The 17,646-nt window shown below is 42.0% G+C and carries 14 protein-coding genes and 1 riboswitch; all 14 genes read left to right on the top strand.

The window, feature by feature from the left end; genetic code table 11:
• The first annotated feature begins 361 nt into the window (after positions 1-361).
• The 14 genes from uvrA to KV696_RS05950 all read left to right on the top strand — a co-directional run bounded on the left by uvrA (position 362) and on the right by KV696_RS05950 (position 17,611).
• Positions 362-3,193 carry an excinuclease ABC subunit UvrA gene (gene uvrA, locus KV696_RS06015; protein WP_219967114.1) on the top strand — a complete coding sequence of 944 codons (2,832 nt, stop codon included), beginning with the start codon at positions 362-364 and terminating at the stop codon, positions 3,191-3,193.
• Entirely contained in the window at positions 3,186-4,247 is a 1,062-nt protein-coding gene (locus KV696_RS06010; protein WP_084954304.1) for a M24 family metallopeptidase, read from the top strand. Before uvrA ends, KV696_RS06010 begins: the two co-directional genes overlap by 8 nt.
• Positions 4,248-4,304: 57 nt before the next feature.
• A riboswitch (M-box (ykoK) riboswitch) is annotated at positions 4,305-4,455 on the top strand.
• A gap of 194 nt (positions 4,456-4,649) precedes the next feature.
• The gene (gene mgtA, locus KV696_RS06005; RefSeq protein WP_219967113.1) at positions 4,650-7,310 is read left to right on the top strand and encodes a magnesium-translocating P-type ATPase; all 2,661 of its coding nucleotides are present in this window, start codon (positions 4,650-4,652) and stop codon (positions 7,308-7,310) included.
• A gap of 135 nt (positions 7,311-7,445) precedes the next feature.
• Positions 7,446-7,844, top strand: coding sequence for a transcriptional regulator Spx (gene spx, locus KV696_RS06000; protein ID WP_000591165.1), 399 nt, complete (start codon positions 7,446-7,448; stop codon positions 7,842-7,844).
• A 65-nt stretch (positions 7,845-7,909) separates the two neighbouring features.
• Positions 7,910-8,479 (top strand): SP0191 family lipoprotein, encoded by a 570-nt coding sequence (locus KV696_RS05995; protein WP_219967112.1) that lies wholly within the window; start codon positions 7,910-7,912, stop codon positions 8,477-8,479.
• Positions 8,480-8,565: 86 nt separating this feature from the next.
• Complete coding sequence (locus tag KV696_RS05990) at positions 8,566-8,832, top strand: IreB family regulatory phosphoprotein (RefSeq protein ID WP_000507059.1); 267 nt, start codon at positions 8,566-8,568, stop codon at positions 8,830-8,832.
• 3 nt (positions 8,833-8,835) lie between these two features.
• Positions 8,836-9,255: a Holliday junction resolvase RuvX gene (ruvX, locus tag KV696_RS05985; protein ID WP_004239076.1), complete on the top strand. Its 420-nt coding sequence runs from the start codon at positions 8,836-8,838 to the stop codon at positions 9,253-9,255.
• A gap of 15 nt (positions 9,256-9,270) precedes the next feature.
• The gene (locus tag KV696_RS05980) at positions 9,271-9,576 is read left to right on the top strand and encodes a DUF1292 domain-containing protein (protein WP_000017620.1); all 306 of its coding nucleotides are present in this window, start codon (positions 9,271-9,273) and stop codon (positions 9,574-9,576) included.
• A gap of 405 nt (positions 9,577-9,981) precedes the next feature.
• The gene (locus tag KV696_RS05975; RefSeq protein WP_219967111.1) at positions 9,982-11,232 is read left to right on the top strand and encodes a folylpolyglutamate synthase/dihydrofolate synthase family protein; all 1,251 of its coding nucleotides are present in this window, start codon (positions 9,982-9,984) and stop codon (positions 11,230-11,232) included.
• Positions 11,229-11,666 carry an SP_0198 family lipoprotein gene (locus KV696_RS05970; RefSeq protein WP_219967110.1) on the top strand — a complete coding sequence of 146 codons (438 nt, stop codon included), beginning with the start codon at positions 11,229-11,231 and terminating at the stop codon, positions 11,664-11,666. The genes KV696_RS05975 and KV696_RS05970 overlap by 4 nt, the downstream gene beginning before the upstream one ends.
• Before the next feature lie 139 nt (positions 11,667-11,805).
• On the top strand, positions 11,806-13,338 hold the full coding sequence (gene cls / locus KV696_RS05965) for a cardiolipin synthase (protein WP_219967109.1): 1,533 nt from the start codon (positions 11,806-11,808) through the stop codon (positions 13,336-13,338).
• Positions 13,339-13,593: 255 nt separating this feature from the next.
• Positions 13,594-15,132 (top strand): damage-inducible protein CinA, encoded by a 1,539-nt coding sequence (locus KV696_RS05960; protein ID WP_219967108.1) that lies wholly within the window; start codon positions 13,594-13,596, stop codon positions 15,130-15,132.
• Positions 15,133-15,251: 119 nt separating this feature from the next.
• The gene (nrdD, locus tag KV696_RS05955; protein WP_219967107.1) at positions 15,252-17,459 is read left to right on the top strand and encodes an anaerobic ribonucleoside-triphosphate reductase; all 2,208 of its coding nucleotides are present in this window, start codon (positions 15,252-15,254) and stop codon (positions 17,457-17,459) included.
• Positions 17,460-17,470: 11 nt separating this feature from the next.
• The gene (locus KV696_RS05950; RefSeq protein ID WP_000521621.1) at positions 17,471-17,611 is read left to right on the top strand and encodes a hypothetical protein; all 141 of its coding nucleotides are present in this window, start codon (positions 17,471-17,473) and stop codon (positions 17,609-17,611) included.
• Positions 17,612-17,646 lie beyond the last annotated feature (35 nt).

The following is a 17,646-nucleotide window of genomic DNA, read 5'->3' as shown; positions in this document are numbered from 1 at the left end:
TGGGGGCTTTTGTGAGGTCATAATCTTATAAACCACGCGCTTCATGGTATAATATACCTATCAGCAACCAGCAATAAAAAAAGCACGTTTGACCGTGCTAGTTTCTTGCCTGCTGAACTCGTCAAATCTTAGCCCTTTTGTGGGGCTTTTTTGCTCCCCTTTTTGCGTACTTTGGGGGAGCAAGTAGTAAAAAGTAATGTTAGTGTTTTTTGTTCAAAAGCGCGTGATATACGGGTTAGGAAGCCCCAAAGAAACATAAAATAAGCAGTTCTTGATTATACTACAAATTCAGCCTTTTGGGTAATAGAATCTCACTTTTTTTGGTATAATGGTAAGCAATAATGGACTAGAAAGAACAAAGATGCAAGATAAAATTGTCATTCATGGGGCGCGTGCCCATAATTTAAAAAATATTGATGTGGAGATTCCGCGAGACAAGTTGGTTGTCGTGACCGGCTTGTCAGGTTCAGGGAAATCCAGTCTGGCCTTTGACACCCTTTATGCAGAGGGACAACGTCGCTATGTAGAGAGTTTGTCAGCCTATGCTCGTCAATTCTTGGGCAATATGGAAAAACCAGATGTAGATGCCATTGATGGTCTCAGCCCAGCTATTTCCATCGACCAGAAAACGACTAGTAAAAACCCTCGCTCGACGGTGGGAACAACGACTGAAATCAATGACTATCTGCGTCTCCTCTATGCGCGCGTGGGGACGCCTTACTGTATCAACGGGCATGGAGCTATCAAGGCTTCTTCGGTGGAGCAAATCGTGGATAAGGTTTTAGAGTTACCTGAACGCCAGCGCCTGCAAATTTTAGCTCCGGTCATCCGCAAGAAAAAAGGCCAACATAAGAGTGTTATCGAGAAGGTTCAGAAAGATGGTTATGTTCGTGTTCGTGTGGATGGGGAAGTCTATGATGTGACCGAAGTGCCAGAGTTGTCCAAGAGCAAGCAACACAATATTGATGTCGTGGTTGACCGTATCGTCATCAAGGAGGGCATTCGTAGCCGTCTCTTTGACTCCATTGAGGCTGCCCTTCGTATTGCAGAAGGTTATGTCATTATCGACACTATGGACGACTCGGAGTTGCTCTTCTCTGAGCATTATGCCTGTCCAGTTTGTGGCTTTACTGTTCCAGAGTTAGAGCCACGTCTCTTCTCTTTCAATGCTCCTTTTGGCTCTTGTAGTGAGTGTGACGGCTTGGGCATCAAGCTGGAGGTGGATACTGATTTGGTAGTGCCAGATGCCAGCAAAACCTTACGCGAGGGAGCCTTGGCTCCTTGGAATCCTATCTCATCCAACTACTATCCAAACATGCTAGAGCAGGCTATGACGGCCTTTGGAGTGGATATGGATAAGCCTTTTGAGGACTTGTCAGAAGAAGACAAGAACTTGATCCTCTACGGCTCAGATGGCAAGGAATTCCATTTCCACTATGAGAATGAATTTGGTGGCGTGCGCGATATCGACATTCCTTTTGAGGGAGTTGTCAATAATATCAAGCGTCGCTATCACGAGACAAACAGCGATTATACTCGCACTCAGATGCGCCTCTATATGAATGAGCTGACCTGCGGAACCTGTCACGGCTATCGTCTCAATGACCAGGCCCTGTCTGTTCGTGTGGGTGGCGAGCAAGGACCACATATCGGAGAAATTTCAAACCTATCTATCGCTGACCACTTGGAGTTGGTGAGTCAGCTAACCTTGTCTGAAAATGAAGCTATTATTGCTCGTCCCATTCTCAAGGAAATCAAGGACCGTTTGACCTTCCTTAATAACGTGGGTCTTAACTATCTGACCCTGTCACGTTCGGCAGGAACCCTTTCAGGTGGGGAAAGTCAGCGTATTCGCTTGGCAACCCAGATTGGTTCTAACCTATCAGGTGTCCTTTATATTTTAGACGAGCCGTCAATCGGTCTTCACCAGAGGGATAATGACCGTCTGATTGCCAGTCTCAAAAAGATGCGTGATTTGGGTAATACTCTCATAGTAGTAGAACATGACGAAGATACCATGCGTGAGGCGGATTATCTGATTGACGTTGGTCCCGGTGCCGGTGTTTTTGGTGGGGAGATTGTTGCTGCGGGTACGCCCAAGCAGGTTGCTCGCAATAGCAAGTCTATCACAGGTCAGTACTTGTCAGGCAAACGTGCCATTCCAGTACCAGAAGAGCGTCGTGTCGGTAATGGTCGTTTTATCGAGGTGGCGGGAGCGCGTGAGAACAACCTGCAAAATGTCACAGCTCGCTTTCCACTAGGAAAATTCATCGCAGTGACAGGTGTATCAGGTTCAGGTAAATCGACCCTAATCAATAGCATTCTCAAAAAAGCTATTGCCCAGAAGCTCAACCGTAATTCAGACAAGCCTGGTAAATTCAAGACGATTACAGGGATTGAGCATGTTGATCGTTTGATTGATATTGACCAGAGCCCGATTGGACGAACGCCAAGGTCTAACCCGGCTACCTATACAGGAGTTTTTGACGATATACGTGACCTTTTTGCCCAGACAAATGAGGCTAAGATTCGTGGTTACAAAAAGGGACGTTTTAGTTTCAATGTTAAGGGAGGTCGCTGTGAAGCCTGCTCAGGTGACGGGATTATCAAGATTGAGATGCACTTCTTGCCAGATGTTTATGTGGCTTGTGAAGTTTGCCACGGGACCCGTTACAACAGTGAAACCCTAGAAGTCCATTACAAGGAAAAAAATATCTCGCAGGTCTTGGATATGACTGTCAACGATGCGGTGGAATTCTTCCAACACATTCCGAAAATTCAACGCAAACTCCAGACCATCAAGGATGTGGGACTGGGATATGTAACGCTAGGGCAACCAGCTACCACCCTTTCTGGGGGAGAAGCCCAGCGTATGAAGCTGGCTAGTGAACTCCACAAACGATCGACAGGAAAATCTTTCTACATTCTGGACGAGCCGACGACAGGGCTTCATACCGAGGATATCGCTCGCTTGCTTAAGGTTTTAGCTCGCTTTGTCGATGATGGCAATACAGTTCTTGTCATTGAGCACAATCTGGATGTTATCAAGACGGCAGACCATATTATTGACTTGGGACCTGAGGGCGGTGTCGGCGGTGGAACCATCATCGCAACAGGAACTCCAGAAGAAGTAGCGGCCAACGAAGCCAGCTACACAGGACAGTATTTGAAAGGAAAGTTACATCATGAATAAACGTGTACAAGCATTTCTAACTAAAATGCAAGAAAAAGAACTAGATGGCATCATCATCAATAACCTTAAAAACGTCTATTATTTGACTGGTTTTTGGGGTTCGAACGGAACAGTCTTCATCAGCCGTGACCGTCAGGTCTTGGTGACAGACTCTCGCTATATCATTGCAGCCAAGCAAGAAACCAGTGGCTTTGAGATTGTGGCTGACCGTGATGAATTGGCTGTCATTGCAGGCATTGTCAAGGACATGGGCTTGTCTCGTATCGGTTTTGAAGATGAGATTTCAGTCTCTTATTACCACCGTATGCAGGCAACCTTTGAAGGAATTGACTTGCTTCCACAGACTCAGTTTGTTGAAGGTCTTCGAATGATTAAGGATGAAGCGGAGATTGCAGCTATTCGCAAGGCTTGTTCTATCTCAGACCAAGCTTTCCGCGATGCACTTGACTTTATCAAACCAGGAAAGACTGAAATTGAGATTGCCAACTTCCTTGACTTCCGCATGCGTGAGTTGGGAGCATCTGGCTTGTCTTTTGACACCATTCTAGCTAGCGGTATCAACTCTTCCAAACCCCATGCCCATCCTATGCACAAACCAGTGGAGCTAGGAGAAGCCATTACAATGGACTTCGGTTGCCTTTATGACCACTATGTCAGTGATATGACACGGACTATCTATCTAGGGCATGTTAGCGACGAGCAAGCAGAGATTTACAATACGGTTTTGAAAGCCAACCAAGCCTTGATTGACCAGGCTAAGGCAGGATTAGGTTTCCGAGACTTTGATAAAATTCCTCGTGATATTATCATCGAGGCAGGCTATGGCGACTACTTTACCCACGGTATTGGACACGGTATTGGACTGGATATCCATGAGGAACCATACTTTAGCCAGACTTCTACAGAAACTATTAAGGCAGGTATGGCATTGACCGATGAACCAGGTATCTATATCGAAGGCAAATATGGCGTTCGTATCGAGGATGATATCCTGATTACAGAGACAGGTTGTGAATTATTGACCCTTGCTCCAAAAGAGTTGATAGTTATTTAAGAGTTAAACAACTCAAATGATTGACTTTTAAATTTTAAAGGTTTATACTGAAAGACGAAAACGGTAGGTGAGGCTACCATAGGGATACGGATGACTACCGCAAAGCAGTGGAGACACTACTCGTTGGTCAACAGTCCTGGTCGCGAAGGCCAAGACTAAGCTCATTACATTGCCCTATGGAGTTAAAGCTTGAACGAAAAACAGATAATTAGTTTTTTAATCCTGCCATTTTATGGTGGGATTTTCTACTGTTTAAATCAAAGAAAGGAGATAGACGATGCAAATTGACGATCATCCGGAACCGCACATACACAGCCAATCGCTGATTTGTGTCGTTCTGCCCTTATAAAGTGATTGGTCTCTGTGTATGAAACACATCATTCATACAGATAGGAGAAACCAATGAAAACTACAAAAGAAAGATTAGCAACAGCTATTCATACATCTTTAAACGAAACTCTATCTTTTTATAAGACAAGTCTAACAGGCTTGACTGAGGAGCAGGTGGAGAAAAATCGTGACCTATATGGCGAAAATACCATCACAAAGGGTCAAGAAGACAGTATCCTCAAAAAGATTTACGAATCCATTATCAATCCTTTTACGATCATCTTACTGGTCATCGCCGTGATTTCCTTGGTGACCAATGTCTGGTTGGCAAAACCAGGTCAAGAGGATCCGACGACTTCTATTATCATCGTTGTCCTAGTCCTCATTTCTGGTGGCATACGCTTTGTCCAAGAACTCCGTAGTGATAAGGCTGCGACCAATCTATCAAAAATGATTGTCAACACAGCGACTGTCATTCGTCAAGGAGAAATCCAAGAAGTACCTATCGATGATTTGGTAGTGGGTGACGTGGTTAAATTAAGCGCTGGAGACATGATTCCAGCAGATCTTCTTTTATTTGAGTCGCGCGATTTCTTTGTACAACAGTCTGGCATGACAGGTGAAAGTGAATCGGTTGAAAAATTGGCCTTGACCAAGGCAACAGTTCAACAATCTGATAGTCTGCTAGAAGCAGAAGCGCTCGCCTTTATGGGAACCAATGTCTTGTCTGGTAGTGCCAAGGCCGTGGTTTTAGCAGTTGGTGATGATACCATGATGGGGGCCATTGAGCAGACTTTGAACACCTATGATGAGCCTACTTCGTTTGAACGGGAGATGAATAGTATTTCGTGGCTCTTAATTCGTTTGATGCTGGTCATGGTGCCCATCGTTTTCTTGTCCAATGGTTTAACAGATGGTGACTGGCTGGAAGCTGGCGTATTTGCTTTGAGTGTTGGTGTTGGATTGACACCTGAGATGCTTCCTATGATTATCACGGCCAGTCTAGCAAAAGGCTCCATCATTATGGCCAAGGAAAAAGTGGTTATCAAGAAACTCAATGCCATACAGGACTTAGGGGCGATTGATATTTTGTGTACAGATAAGACAGGAACTCTAACCCAAGACGAAATTGTCCTTGAATATCCCTTGAACATCCACGGACGCTTGGATTTGACCGTCTTGAGACGAGCTTATCTCAATTCTTATTTTCAAACAGGCTTGAAAAATTTGATGGACAGAGCCATCATCAAACGGACTGAAAAGGAAGCAAAAGAACACGCCCTCTTGCAAAATCTGGCTCAAACTTTTCAAAAAATAGATGAGCTTCCCTTTGATTTTGAACGTAGACGTATGAGTGTTATCGTTAAGGATGAACACGAAGTTGTTAGTTTGGTAACCAAGGGTGCCCTAGAGGAAATGTTGACGATTTCCAGTTATGCCGAATACCAAGGAGTGATTACTCCCTTGACAGATGCTATTAGAGAAGAAATTTTAGCAGAAGTCCGACAGCTAAATCAACAAGGTTTGCGTGTCTTGGGAGTAGCCTATAAGTCAGGTTTGAGGGAAGGTCATGCCTATACAGTTGATGATGAAGGGGATATGATTCTAACTGGTTATTTAGCCTTCCTAGACCCTCCTAAATCATCTGCAGCACCAGCAATTAAGGCTCTGTTAGAACATGGAGTTCAAACAAAGATTTTGACGGGAGACAACGAAAAAGTTACTCAAGCAGTCTGTGAAAAGGTTGGTCTGGATATCAATCAGATGCTGTTAGGATCTGAAATTGATCAGATGAGTGATCAAGAATTGGCCCAAGCCGTAGAGGAGGTAACAGTCTTTGCCAAACTTTCACCTGACCAAAAAGCGAGGATTATTTTGCAATTTAAGGCTAATGGTCATGCTGTCGGCTATATGGGAGATGGAATCAATGATGCTCCTTCTATGAAAGTTGCAGATGTGGGGATTTCTGTTGATACAGCAGTAGATATTGCCAAAGAAACGGCTGATGTTATCCTACTTGATAAGGATCTCATGGTGCTTGAAAAAGGACTTGTTGAAGGGCGTAAGGTCTATGCCAATATGACTAAATATATCAAAATGACAGTGAGTTCTAATTTTGGAAATATCTTATCCCTATTGGTCTCTGGAATCTTTTTGCCATTTTTACCAATGGCACCAGTCCATTTGATTATCCTAAATCTAGTTTATGATTTGTCTTGTATTGCCTTGCCTTTTGACAAGGTGGATAAAGATTTTTTGAGAAATCCGCATACCTGGGAAGCCAAGTCTATCACACGTTTCATGGTTTGGATGGGGCCTATCTCTTCTGCCTTTGATATTTTGACCTTTATTTTGCTCTATTTTATCATTGTACCCATGACGACAGGTCAAGCCTATGTCCATGGAGCGGAGTCTGCCGTAGGATTTATTGTCTTGTTTCAGACAGGTTGGTTTATCGAGTCCATGTGGTCACAGACCATGGTTATCCATATGCTGCGTTCAGCTAAAATTCCCTTTTTACAAAGTCGTCCAGCTTGGCTAGTCCTTGTGACAACCTTATTGGCTGCAGCCTTTGTGACCTTCCTTCCCTACAGTCCACTAGCTAGCCTTCTCCATCTAACTCCTTTAAAATCGATTTATTTCATCTTTTTACTTTTCATCATTATTTTGTATATGATTAGCGTGACAATTGTGAAAAAAATCTATATCAAGAAATATCAAGAATGGCTGTAAATTTCATTTTGTCAAGAAAAAAGTACGAAAATGACGAAAAAAGTCAAAAAAATTTAAAAATAGGTCGCAAGTCGGATGTTTTTTATGGTATAATAGACTAAACTGATAGTAACATGTAGCGAAAGGGGTAGGTACATGATTAAAATTTATACAGTCTCAAGTTGTACTAGCTGTAAAAAAGCAAAAACCTGGCTCAATGCCCACCAGTTAAGTTATAAAGAACAAAATCTTGGTAAAGAAGGAATTACGCGAGAAGAATTACTGGATATTCTGACAAAAACAGATAACGGAATAGCCAGCATCGTTTCGTCTAAAAATCGCTATGCCAAAGCCCTTGGAGTGGATATTGAAGATTTGAGTGTCAATGAAGTCCTCAATCTGATTATGGAAACACCGAGAATTTTAAAGAGCCCAATTCTTGTGGATGAAAAACGCCTACAAGTTGGCTACAAGGAAGACGATATTCGTGCCTTCCTACCACGCTCTGTCCGTAATGTAGAAAATGCAGAAGCACGTTTGCGTGCAGCTCTATAAACATCAAGGCTGGGAGCAACTCCCAGTCTTATTCTATTTTAATTTCAAAAAGAAAGAAGAAAGAAATGAAAAAAATAGTTCTTGTTAGTCTAGCTTTCCTTTTTGTCCTGGTTGGTTGCGGACAGAAAAAAGAAACTGGACCAGCTACAAAAACAGAAAAGGATACGCTTCAGTCGGCATTGCCAGTTATTGAAAATGCTGAGAAGAATACAGTTGTAACCAAGACTTTGATCTTGCCCAAGTCAGATGATGGTAGCCAGCAAACTCAAACCATTACTTATAAAGACAAAACTTTTTTGAACCTAACCATCCAACAAAAGCGTCCAGTCTCAGATGAGTTGAAGACCTATATTGACCAACATGGTGTGGAAGAAACTCAAAAAGCTCTCCTTGAGGCGGAGGAGAAGGATGAGTCTATCATAGAAGCTCGCAAATTAGCAGGATTTAAGCTTGAAACTAAACTATTGAGCGCAACAGAACTTCAAACAACCACTAGTTTTGATTTTCAAGTTCTGGATGTCAAGAAGGCTTCTCAGTTAGAATATTTGAAGAACATTGGTTTAGAAAATCTCTTGAAGAATGAACCAAGCAAATATATTTCAGACAGATTGGCAAATGGTGCGACAGAACAATAGAAAATCCAAATAAATAGACTGCCTGAATTGTAGAACGTAAGGAATTATGCTATAATGGTACTATTCTAAGGAAAGAGGGTGTTAGAATGGGATTTACTGAAGAAACAGTACGTTTTAAATTGGACGATTCCAATAAAAAAGAAATTAGCGAAACTTTGACTGATGTCTATGCTTCGTTGAACGATAAGGGCTACAACCCAATTAACCAAATCGTAGGCTACGTATTGAGTGGAGACCCTGCCTACGTTCCTCGTTATAATAATGCACGAAATCAAATCCGTAAGTATGAGCGTGATGAAATCGTTGAGGAATTGGTCCGCTACTACCTTAAAGGACAAGGAGTCGATCTATAACCTATGAGAATTATGGGATTGGACGTCGGTTCAAAAACGGTAGGGGTGGCTATTAGCGATCCGCTCGGTTTTACAGCTCAAGGGCTTGAAATCATCCAAATCAATGAGGAGCAAGGCCAATTTGGTTTTGACCGCGTTAAGGAGTTGGTTGATACTTATAAGGTGGAACGATTTGTAGTGGGCTTGCCTAAAAACATGAATAATACAAGCGGACCGCGCGTGGAAGCTAGTCAAGCATACGGAGCAAAGCTAGAAGAGCTTTTTGGTTTACCAGTAGACTATCAAGATGAACGCTTGACAACAGTGGCTGCTGAGCGCATGTTGATTGAACAAGCAGATATCAGTCGCAATAAGCGTAAGAAAGTCATTGATAAGTTAGCAGCTCAGCTGATTTTACAAAATTATTTAGATAGAAAATTTTAATATAAAGGAGAGGCTATGTCACACGATCATAACCACGACCACGAAGAACGTGAATTAATTACACTAGTAGATGAGCAAGGAAATGAAACCTTGTTTGAAATCCTTTTGACGATTGACGGAAAAGAAGAATTTGGCAAAAACTATGTTCTTCTAGTACCAGTTAACGCAGAAGAAGACGAAGACGGACAAGTTGAAATCCAAGCTTACTCATTCATCGAAAACGAAGATGGAACAGAAGGCGAATTGCAACCAATCCCAGAAGACTCAGAAGACGAATGGAACATGATTGAAGAAGTCTTCAATAGTTTTATGGAGGAGTGATACAGTCTGGGAGACTGTATCACCCCAACTCCTAGAAATTGGAAGAGTTGGAACGTCCAGTGGACGTGTTTAGCCCTGCGCTAGAAAATAGAAACGCAGGCATATCCAGTGGATGTTTTTACCCCAGTTCCTTTAAATAAGAGAGAACTGGTAAGTCCGGGGGACGTTTTTAGCCTTACGCTAAAAATAAAGACCGTAAGTAAGTCTGGGAGACTGTATCACTCCAACTCCTAGAAATTGGAAGAGTTGGCACATCCAGTGGATGTTTTTAGCCCAAGTTAATATTCATAGTAGCTAGTTATTAGCTAACCAGGTAAGAGGTTGGGACGAAAATCCTGACCTCATTTTTTGTTATCTACAGAATTTTGCGAGATAATTGATTAGACTTTTGTCAAGGAGATGTATATGTTTGAAGTAGAAGAATGGCTCCATAGTCGGATTGGTTTGAATTTTCGATCAGGTTTGGGCCGAATGCAACAAGCGGTGGATTTATTGGGGAATCCCGAGAAGTCTTATCCTATTATCCATGTAACCGGGACTAATGGAAAAGGATCTACCATTGCTTTTATGAGGGAGTTATTTATGGGGCATGGCAAAAAAGTTGCGACCTTTACCTCCCCTCATATCGTCTCTATCAATGACCGAATCTGCATTAATGGGCAACTAATAGCTGACGCAGACTTCATCCGTTTGGCTGAGCAGGTCAAGGAGATGGAGAAAACGCTTCTGCAAACCCATGACCAGTTGTCCTTTTTTGAATTGCTGACCTTGATTGCTTTTCTTTATTTTAGGGAGCAAGAGGTGGATTTGGTTTTACTAGAAGTGGGAATTGGCGGCTTACTTGACACGACTAATGTGGTAACTGGAGAGCTTGCTGTCATCACCTCCATCGGACTTGACCATCAGGAGACTCTGGGTGACAGTATAGCAGCAATTGCAGAGCAGAAAGCTGGTATTTTCAAGGCTGGTAAAAAGGCAGTGATTGCTAAGTTGCCTTCAGAAGCTAGACTTGTCTGTCAGAAAAAAGCAGCCTCTTTAGCTGTTGACCTTTACCAGGCAGGTCAGGATTTTTCAATGCTGAATGGGGATTTTTCAAGCTCTTTGGGTAACCTTTCACAGTTGAAAATAGGTTTAGAAGGAGCTTATCAGCAGGAAAATGCGGCCTTGGCGCTACAAACGTTTCTTCTTTTTATGGGAGAAAGAAAGGAAGCTGTTGATGAGCAGGTTGTAAGACAGGCTTTGGAGAAGACCCATTGGGCTGGGCGTTTGGAGCGTATTCGTCCGCAGATATACTTGGACGGTGCCCATAACCTCCCTGCCTTGACTCGCCTGGTGGAGTTTGTCAAAGAAAAAGAGCAGGAAGGATATCGTCCTCGAATCCTATTTGGAGCCTTGAAACGGAAGGATTATCAAGGGATGTTGGCTTATCTGACTGAGAATTTGCCTCAGGTGGAACTCAAGGTGACTGGTTTTGACTATCAAGGTTCTCTGGATGAGACAGATGTAACAGGTTACCATGTAATTCCCTCTTACCGAGAATTTATCAGCAGTTTTGAAGAAAGAGCCGATACCAAGGACTTGTTATTCATTACAGGGTCTCTCTATTTTATCTCAGAAGTACGGAGCAACATACTGGGGCATGAGCAGATAAATTGACCTCTCTAGCAAGTCTTAGTCTCTTAGTAGCTTGTTCACAAAGAGTTCAACAGGTTCAACAACCAGCAGCTCAACCGCAAACACAACAAACTCAGCAATCACAATCTGCTGCTTCATCTTCCACAGAAAATACAAACCAGGTAACGACAAGTTCTTCACAAAATGCGCCCGAGGCTCAACCAACTAATATTGATGGAACTTATACTGGTCAGGACGAAGGAGACCGCATCATTTTAGTGGTAACTGAAACAACTGGCACCTGGACTCAGGTAGAAACTGACGGGGAACAAGAAATCAAGCAGGTTAGCTTTGACGCTGCTAATCAACGCATGATTATTGGTGATGATGTCAAGATTTATGCAATCAATGGCAACCAGATGATTATCGACGATATGGATAGAGAAGCGTTTGATTGCATCGTTTTATCAAAATAGACTAGGAGGAGACTGGAATTTTCGGTCTCTTTTGCTTTTGCTCAGAAAAATGATTATAAATACTTGCCTTCTACCGAATACCTGCGTTATACTAGTATTAATTACCTGTTTTTATCATTCAAACTATCAAGGAGGGGATATGAAATATAGAAAATTTCAATTATTGATGTCCAAGTATGGCTTTAGTCTTTCGATTATGCTACTTGAACTGTGTCTTGTTTTTGGTCTCTTTCTTTATTTAGGGCGTATGGCCCCTATTCTTTGGGTTATTCTCTTAATCTTTATGAGTATGGCGACTATCGTAGCGATTGTCAATCGTTCCATGGCGCCTGAAAGCAAGGTGATGTGGTTAGTGGTAACTTTTGTTCCTGTTATTGGTCCTTTGCTCTATCTGATGTTTGGTGAAAGGCGATTGTCCAAAAAAGAAATCAAACAGTTGGACAAACTTGGTTCTATGCATTTTCGGGAGGATAACAGTAAAGCTCTCCGCCAGAAATTGAAGGAAGATGATAAGGCGGCTTACGGAGTTATCAAATCTTTGTTAAGTATGGATAGTAACGCCGATGTCTATGATCGAACAGACTCACAATTCTTTTCTTCGGGTGAAAGCATGTGGCAATATATGTTGGAAGACCTCAAGAAAGCTGAAAAGTTTATCTTTCTAGAGTATTATATTGTCGAAGAAGGTTTGATGTGGAATAGCATACTAGAAATACTAGAGCAAAAGGCAGCTCAGGGTGTAGAGGTCAAGATGCTCTATGATGATATAGGCTGTATGGCGACTTTACCTGGAGACTATACTATTCAACTTCGTAGTCGAGGAATTGAAGCCCATAAATTTAACAAGGTGGTTCCTCGCTTGACGGTGGCTTACAACAATCGGGACCATCGGAAAATCCTTGTCATAGATGGTCAGGTAGCTTATACAGGAGGTATTAACTTAGCTGATGAGTACATCAACCATGTAGAACGCTTTGGCTACTGGAAGGACAGTGGGATTCGCTTAGATGGCCCTGGTGTCAAGGCTCTCACCCGTCTCTTTTTGATGACTTGGTACATCAATCGTGGGGAAATCAGCGATTTTGATCAGTATCACTTGGAAAATCAGCCTTGTTCTGGCCAAGGTCTCTGCATTCCTTACGGTAGTGGACCCAAGCCCATCTTCCGTACCCAGGTAGGGAAAAAAGTCTATCAAAGTTTGATTAATCAGGCCACTGATTCAGTCTATATCACAACGCCCTATTTGATTATTGACTATGACTTAACAGAGAGTATTAAAAATGCGGCCATGAGGGGTGTCGATGTCCGCATCGTGACTCCTTTCATTCCAGATAAGAAATTAATCCAACTCATCACAAGAGGGGCCTATCCGGATTTGTTGTCAGCAGGAGTAAGGATTTTTGAGTATAGTCCAGGCTTTATCCACAGTAAACAAATCCTAGTGGATAAGGACTTTGCTGCAGTTGGAACCATTAACTTAGATTATAGAAGTTTGCTTCACCACTATGAAAATGCAGTCTTGCTATATAAAACAGAATCAATCACTGAGATTCAAAAAGATTTTGAGGAGATTTTTTCAGTATCGCAAGAAATTTTTGCTCATACGATAAAAAATAGCTGGTACCAAAAATTGATTAAGGAAATTGCCCAGTTATTTGCCCCTATCTTATAAGAAATCTAGGACTGAGGACACAAACCAGTCCTATTTTTCTTGTCTTTTACGAATAAGAAGATATAGGGAGGGACGATGCTGACTCAGAAAGAATTGGATTATATCATAACATTTAAACAGACACATTTACACCGCTTTCGGGAAATTGAAACCTTTGTGAAACTATGCAAAAAATCACTCAAACACCCATCGCAAGCTGACAATCCTAGGACTTTTTGATATACTAAGACAGATAAATTGAATAGGAGAAACGATATGAGTGTGTATGGTAGAGTAGAAGAAGTTCATCAGGAGAATCGTGAACCTCTAGAATACCAAATCGAACAAGAATCGCATCATCGTGAATCAAGTCGTCTTCCTTTGGTGAAAATTTTACTATGGAGTACACTTGTAACGGGGATAACTCTAGGAGTACCGCTATTACTCGATTTAATGAGTGCACAGGAAGTGCAGGATTTTTATGCAGGTTGGGCTCTTCATCAGACAGGGAAGATTTACAGCGACTATTATGGAAGTCAAGGTTTGCTTTATTATTTGCTGACTTACGTGACTCAGGGCGGATTTTTCTTTGCCATTTTTGAGTGGTTAGCCTTGGTAGCAGGCGGATTTTTCCTCTTTAAATCGGCGGACACCTTGACAGAGCAAGGAGACCAAGCTGGACAACTGGTGACTATTTTTTACATGCTGGTTACAGGTCTTGCTTTTGGTGGAGGATATGCGACTCTTTTAGCGCTTCCCTTCTTATTCGCGGCCTTTAGTTTAGTTGCGGCTTACCTAAGCAATCCAAGCCATGATAAGGGATTTGTACGGATTGGGCTGGCTTTGGCGGGCGGATTTTTCTTTGCTCCCTTGGCATCGCTCCTGTTTATTGCTGTAGTGAGTTTAGGTTTGTTGGTCTTTAACCTTGGGCATAGACGTTTTGCACATGGATTTTATCAGTTTATTGCAGTGGCTTTAGGTTTTTCACTGGTCTTTTATCCAACTGCCTACTATAGTGTTGCAACAGGAAGTTTTGAGGATGCGATTAGTGGAATTTTGTATCCAATTCATTCCATTCGTTTGACTTCTGTTTCGGCATTGTTAGAAAATGTTTTGTTTTATGGGTTATTGGCTCTTGGCATGGGAGTTTTGGTTTTTGTCTTTTTAGGTCTCTTTCAATCTAAATCCTCTAAACTATATGTCATCTCAGTGCCTGCGAGTCTATTCCTGATTTTAGGTTTGGTAGTGATTTTCTTTACACAGGATCCCCTACATGCATCCCGTTTGATGCTCATTTTCCCTGTCTTTCTTCTGCTTTTAGTGTCCAATATCAAAGGGCAACAGAGTGGTCGTAGCGTTAGAAGAAGACGCAGAGAAGAGCCTGTTAGTCTCTGGCATCGCTATACTAAAGGAAATCTTTACCTACCGATTTTAACTTTGTTATATCTTTTGGCTGTTCCTTTTTTGATGAGGTTTGTCCTTTATCCAGTACCTTATCAAGAACGTGATCGTCTTGCTGATTTGGTGAAAGAGGAGACAAGTACGGAAGATTCTATCTATGCATGGGATGATACTACAACTCTTTATCGTAAGAGTGAGCGCTTGTCGCCATCGGCTATTTTGTCCCCGATGCACTATACAGCAACTGAGGAAAATCGGAATAAGCTACTCAATGACTTGAAAGAAAAACAACCCAAGGTGATTGTGGTGAATGATAAGGTATCAGTCTGGTCTGAAGTAGAAACAATTTTGAAAGAAAATTACCAACCAGTAAAGACAGATTACTCAGAATTCAAAGTCTATAAAATCAAATAACAAAATCAATATCTTGTGCATTTTTAAAAATTTTAGGATTTTTACCACAAGATATTGATTTTTCTTTTTAGAGTGGTATAATACTTTTTAGAAAGAACATTTTAGAAAAGAGCATGCATATGATTGCACTAGAAGAAAAAATTACAATTTTGCCAACTCTCTTCGTCGAGAAACGAGATGGGAGACGTGTTGTATTTGATGTAGACAAGATTGACAAGGCTCTCCACAAGGCAGCTGACAAGGTTATGGATGTGACACCCTTGGTTGAAAAGCGCCTAAATACTCTGACCGAGCGAATTGTCACAGAAATTCATAGTCGCTTTCCAAAGGGAGTTAAGATTTACGAAATCCAAAATATCGTAGAACATGAACTGCTTGAAGCTAAAGAATATGCGCTGGCTGAAGAGTATATCACTTATCGAACACAAAGGGATTTTGAGCGCTCAAAAGCGACAGATATTAACTTTAGTATCCATAAACTTCTCAACAAAGACCAAGCAGTTGTAAATGAAAATGCTAATAAAGACAGTGATGTCTTTAATACCCAGCGTGATTTGACAGCAGGCATTGTTGGGAAATCAATCGGACTGCAAATGCTTCCTAAGCACGTAGCCAATGCCCACCAAAAGGGGGATATCCACTATCATGATTTGGATTATAGCCCCTACACACCTATGACCAACTGCTGTTTGATTGATTTCAAGGGGATGTTGGAAAATGGTTTTAAGATTGGAAATGCGGAGGTGGAAAGTCCTAAGTCTATCCAGACTGCAACAGCTCAGATTTCCCAAATCATTGCCAATGTTGCTTCTAGCCAGTATGGAGGCTGTTCAGCTGACCGTATCGATGAGGTCTTGGCGCCTTATGCAGAGAAGAATTACCAAAAACATCTCAAAGATGCAGAAGAATGGGTTTTGCCTGAAAAACGGGAAGATTACGCTTGGAAGAAAACTCAAAAAGATATCTATGATGCCATGCAATCTCTTGAGTATGAAATCAATACCCTCTTCACTTCAAATGGGCAAACACCTTTTACTTCACTAGGTTTTGGTCTGGGAACCAATCGTTTTGAGCGTGAAATTCAAAAGGCAATTTTAAACATTCGTATCAATGGGCTTGGTTCGGAACACCGCACAGCCATCTTCCCTAAGCTCATCTTTACGCTTAAAAGAGGTCTTAACTTAGAGGAAGGGACACCCAACTACGACATCAAGCAGTTGGCTCTAGAGTGTGCAACAAAACGGATGTACCCAGATGTTTTGTCCTATGATAAGATTGTTGAGTTGACAGGTTCTTTCAAAGTTCCTATGGGCTGCCGTTCGTTCCTCCAAGGATGGAAGGATGAGAATGGTGTCGAGGTTAATTCAGGTCGCATGAATCTGGGTGTTGTGACGGTTAACCTGCCTCGTATTGCTCTCGAGTCTGAGGGCGACATGAATAAGTTCTGGGAAATCTTCAACGAACGTATGAACATCGCTGAAGATGCTCTTGTTTATCGTGTCGAACGCACGAAAGAGGCGACACCAGCCAATGCTCCTATCCTTTATCAGTACGGTGCTTTTGGCCATCGTCTAGGTAAAGAAGAAAGTGTTGACCAGCTCTTTAAGAATCGTCGTGCAACGGTTTCGCTGGGCTATATCGGCTTGTATGAAGTAGCGACAGTTTTCTTTGGTAACAGCTGGGAAAGTAATCCAAATGCTAAGGAATTCACGCTGGATATCATTCGCGATATGAAACGCCGTGTAGAAGAGTGGTCTGACCAATATGGCTACCATTTCTCTATCTACTCAACACCATCTGAAAGTTTGACAGACCGTTTCTGCCGACTAGATACAGAGAAGTTTGGTTCTATTCCTGATATTACAGATAAGGAATACTACACCAATTCTTTCCACTACGATGTTCGTAAAAATCCAACACCGTTTGAAAAATTGGACTTTGAGAAAGTCTATCCAGAAGCAGGTGCGTCAGGTGGTTTCATCCATTATTGTGAGTATCCAGTCCTTCAGCAAAATCCTAAAGCCTTGGAAGCTGTCTGGGATTATGCTTATGACCGTGTGGGCTATCTTGGGACCAATACTCCCATAGACCGTTGCTACAAGTGTAATTTTGAGGGGGATTTTGAACCAACTGAGAGAGGATTTGCTTGTCCAAACTGTGGCAATAGCGACCCTAAAACAGTAGATGTGGTCAAACGAACTTGTGGCTACCTAGGCAATCCTCAAGCGCGTCCGATGGTTAATGGGCGTCACAAGGAAATCGCTGCGCGTGTCAAACACATGAATGGCTCAACGATTAAAATAGCTGGCCATCAAGTAACAAATTAGAAAGAACTGAAATGGGAAAATATCAATTAGACGATAAGGGGCGTGCACAAGTGACCCGTTATCATGAGAAACACTCTAAAGGTGGAGCTGGTAAGAAAGAACGTTTGCTCAGCCTCAGAGAACAATTTTTAAACAAGAACAAGAAAAAATAAAAGTGAGAGCAAGCTCTCGCTTTTCTCTTAGTGGG

Source organism: Streptococcus humanilactis (genome assembly GCF_019448275.1).
GTDB lineage: Bacteria > Bacillota > Bacilli > Lactobacillales > Streptococcaceae > Streptococcus > Streptococcus humanilactis.
The sequence above is the reverse complement of the archived record's forward strand: the minus strand, read 5'-3'. Positions and strand labels throughout refer to the sequence as shown.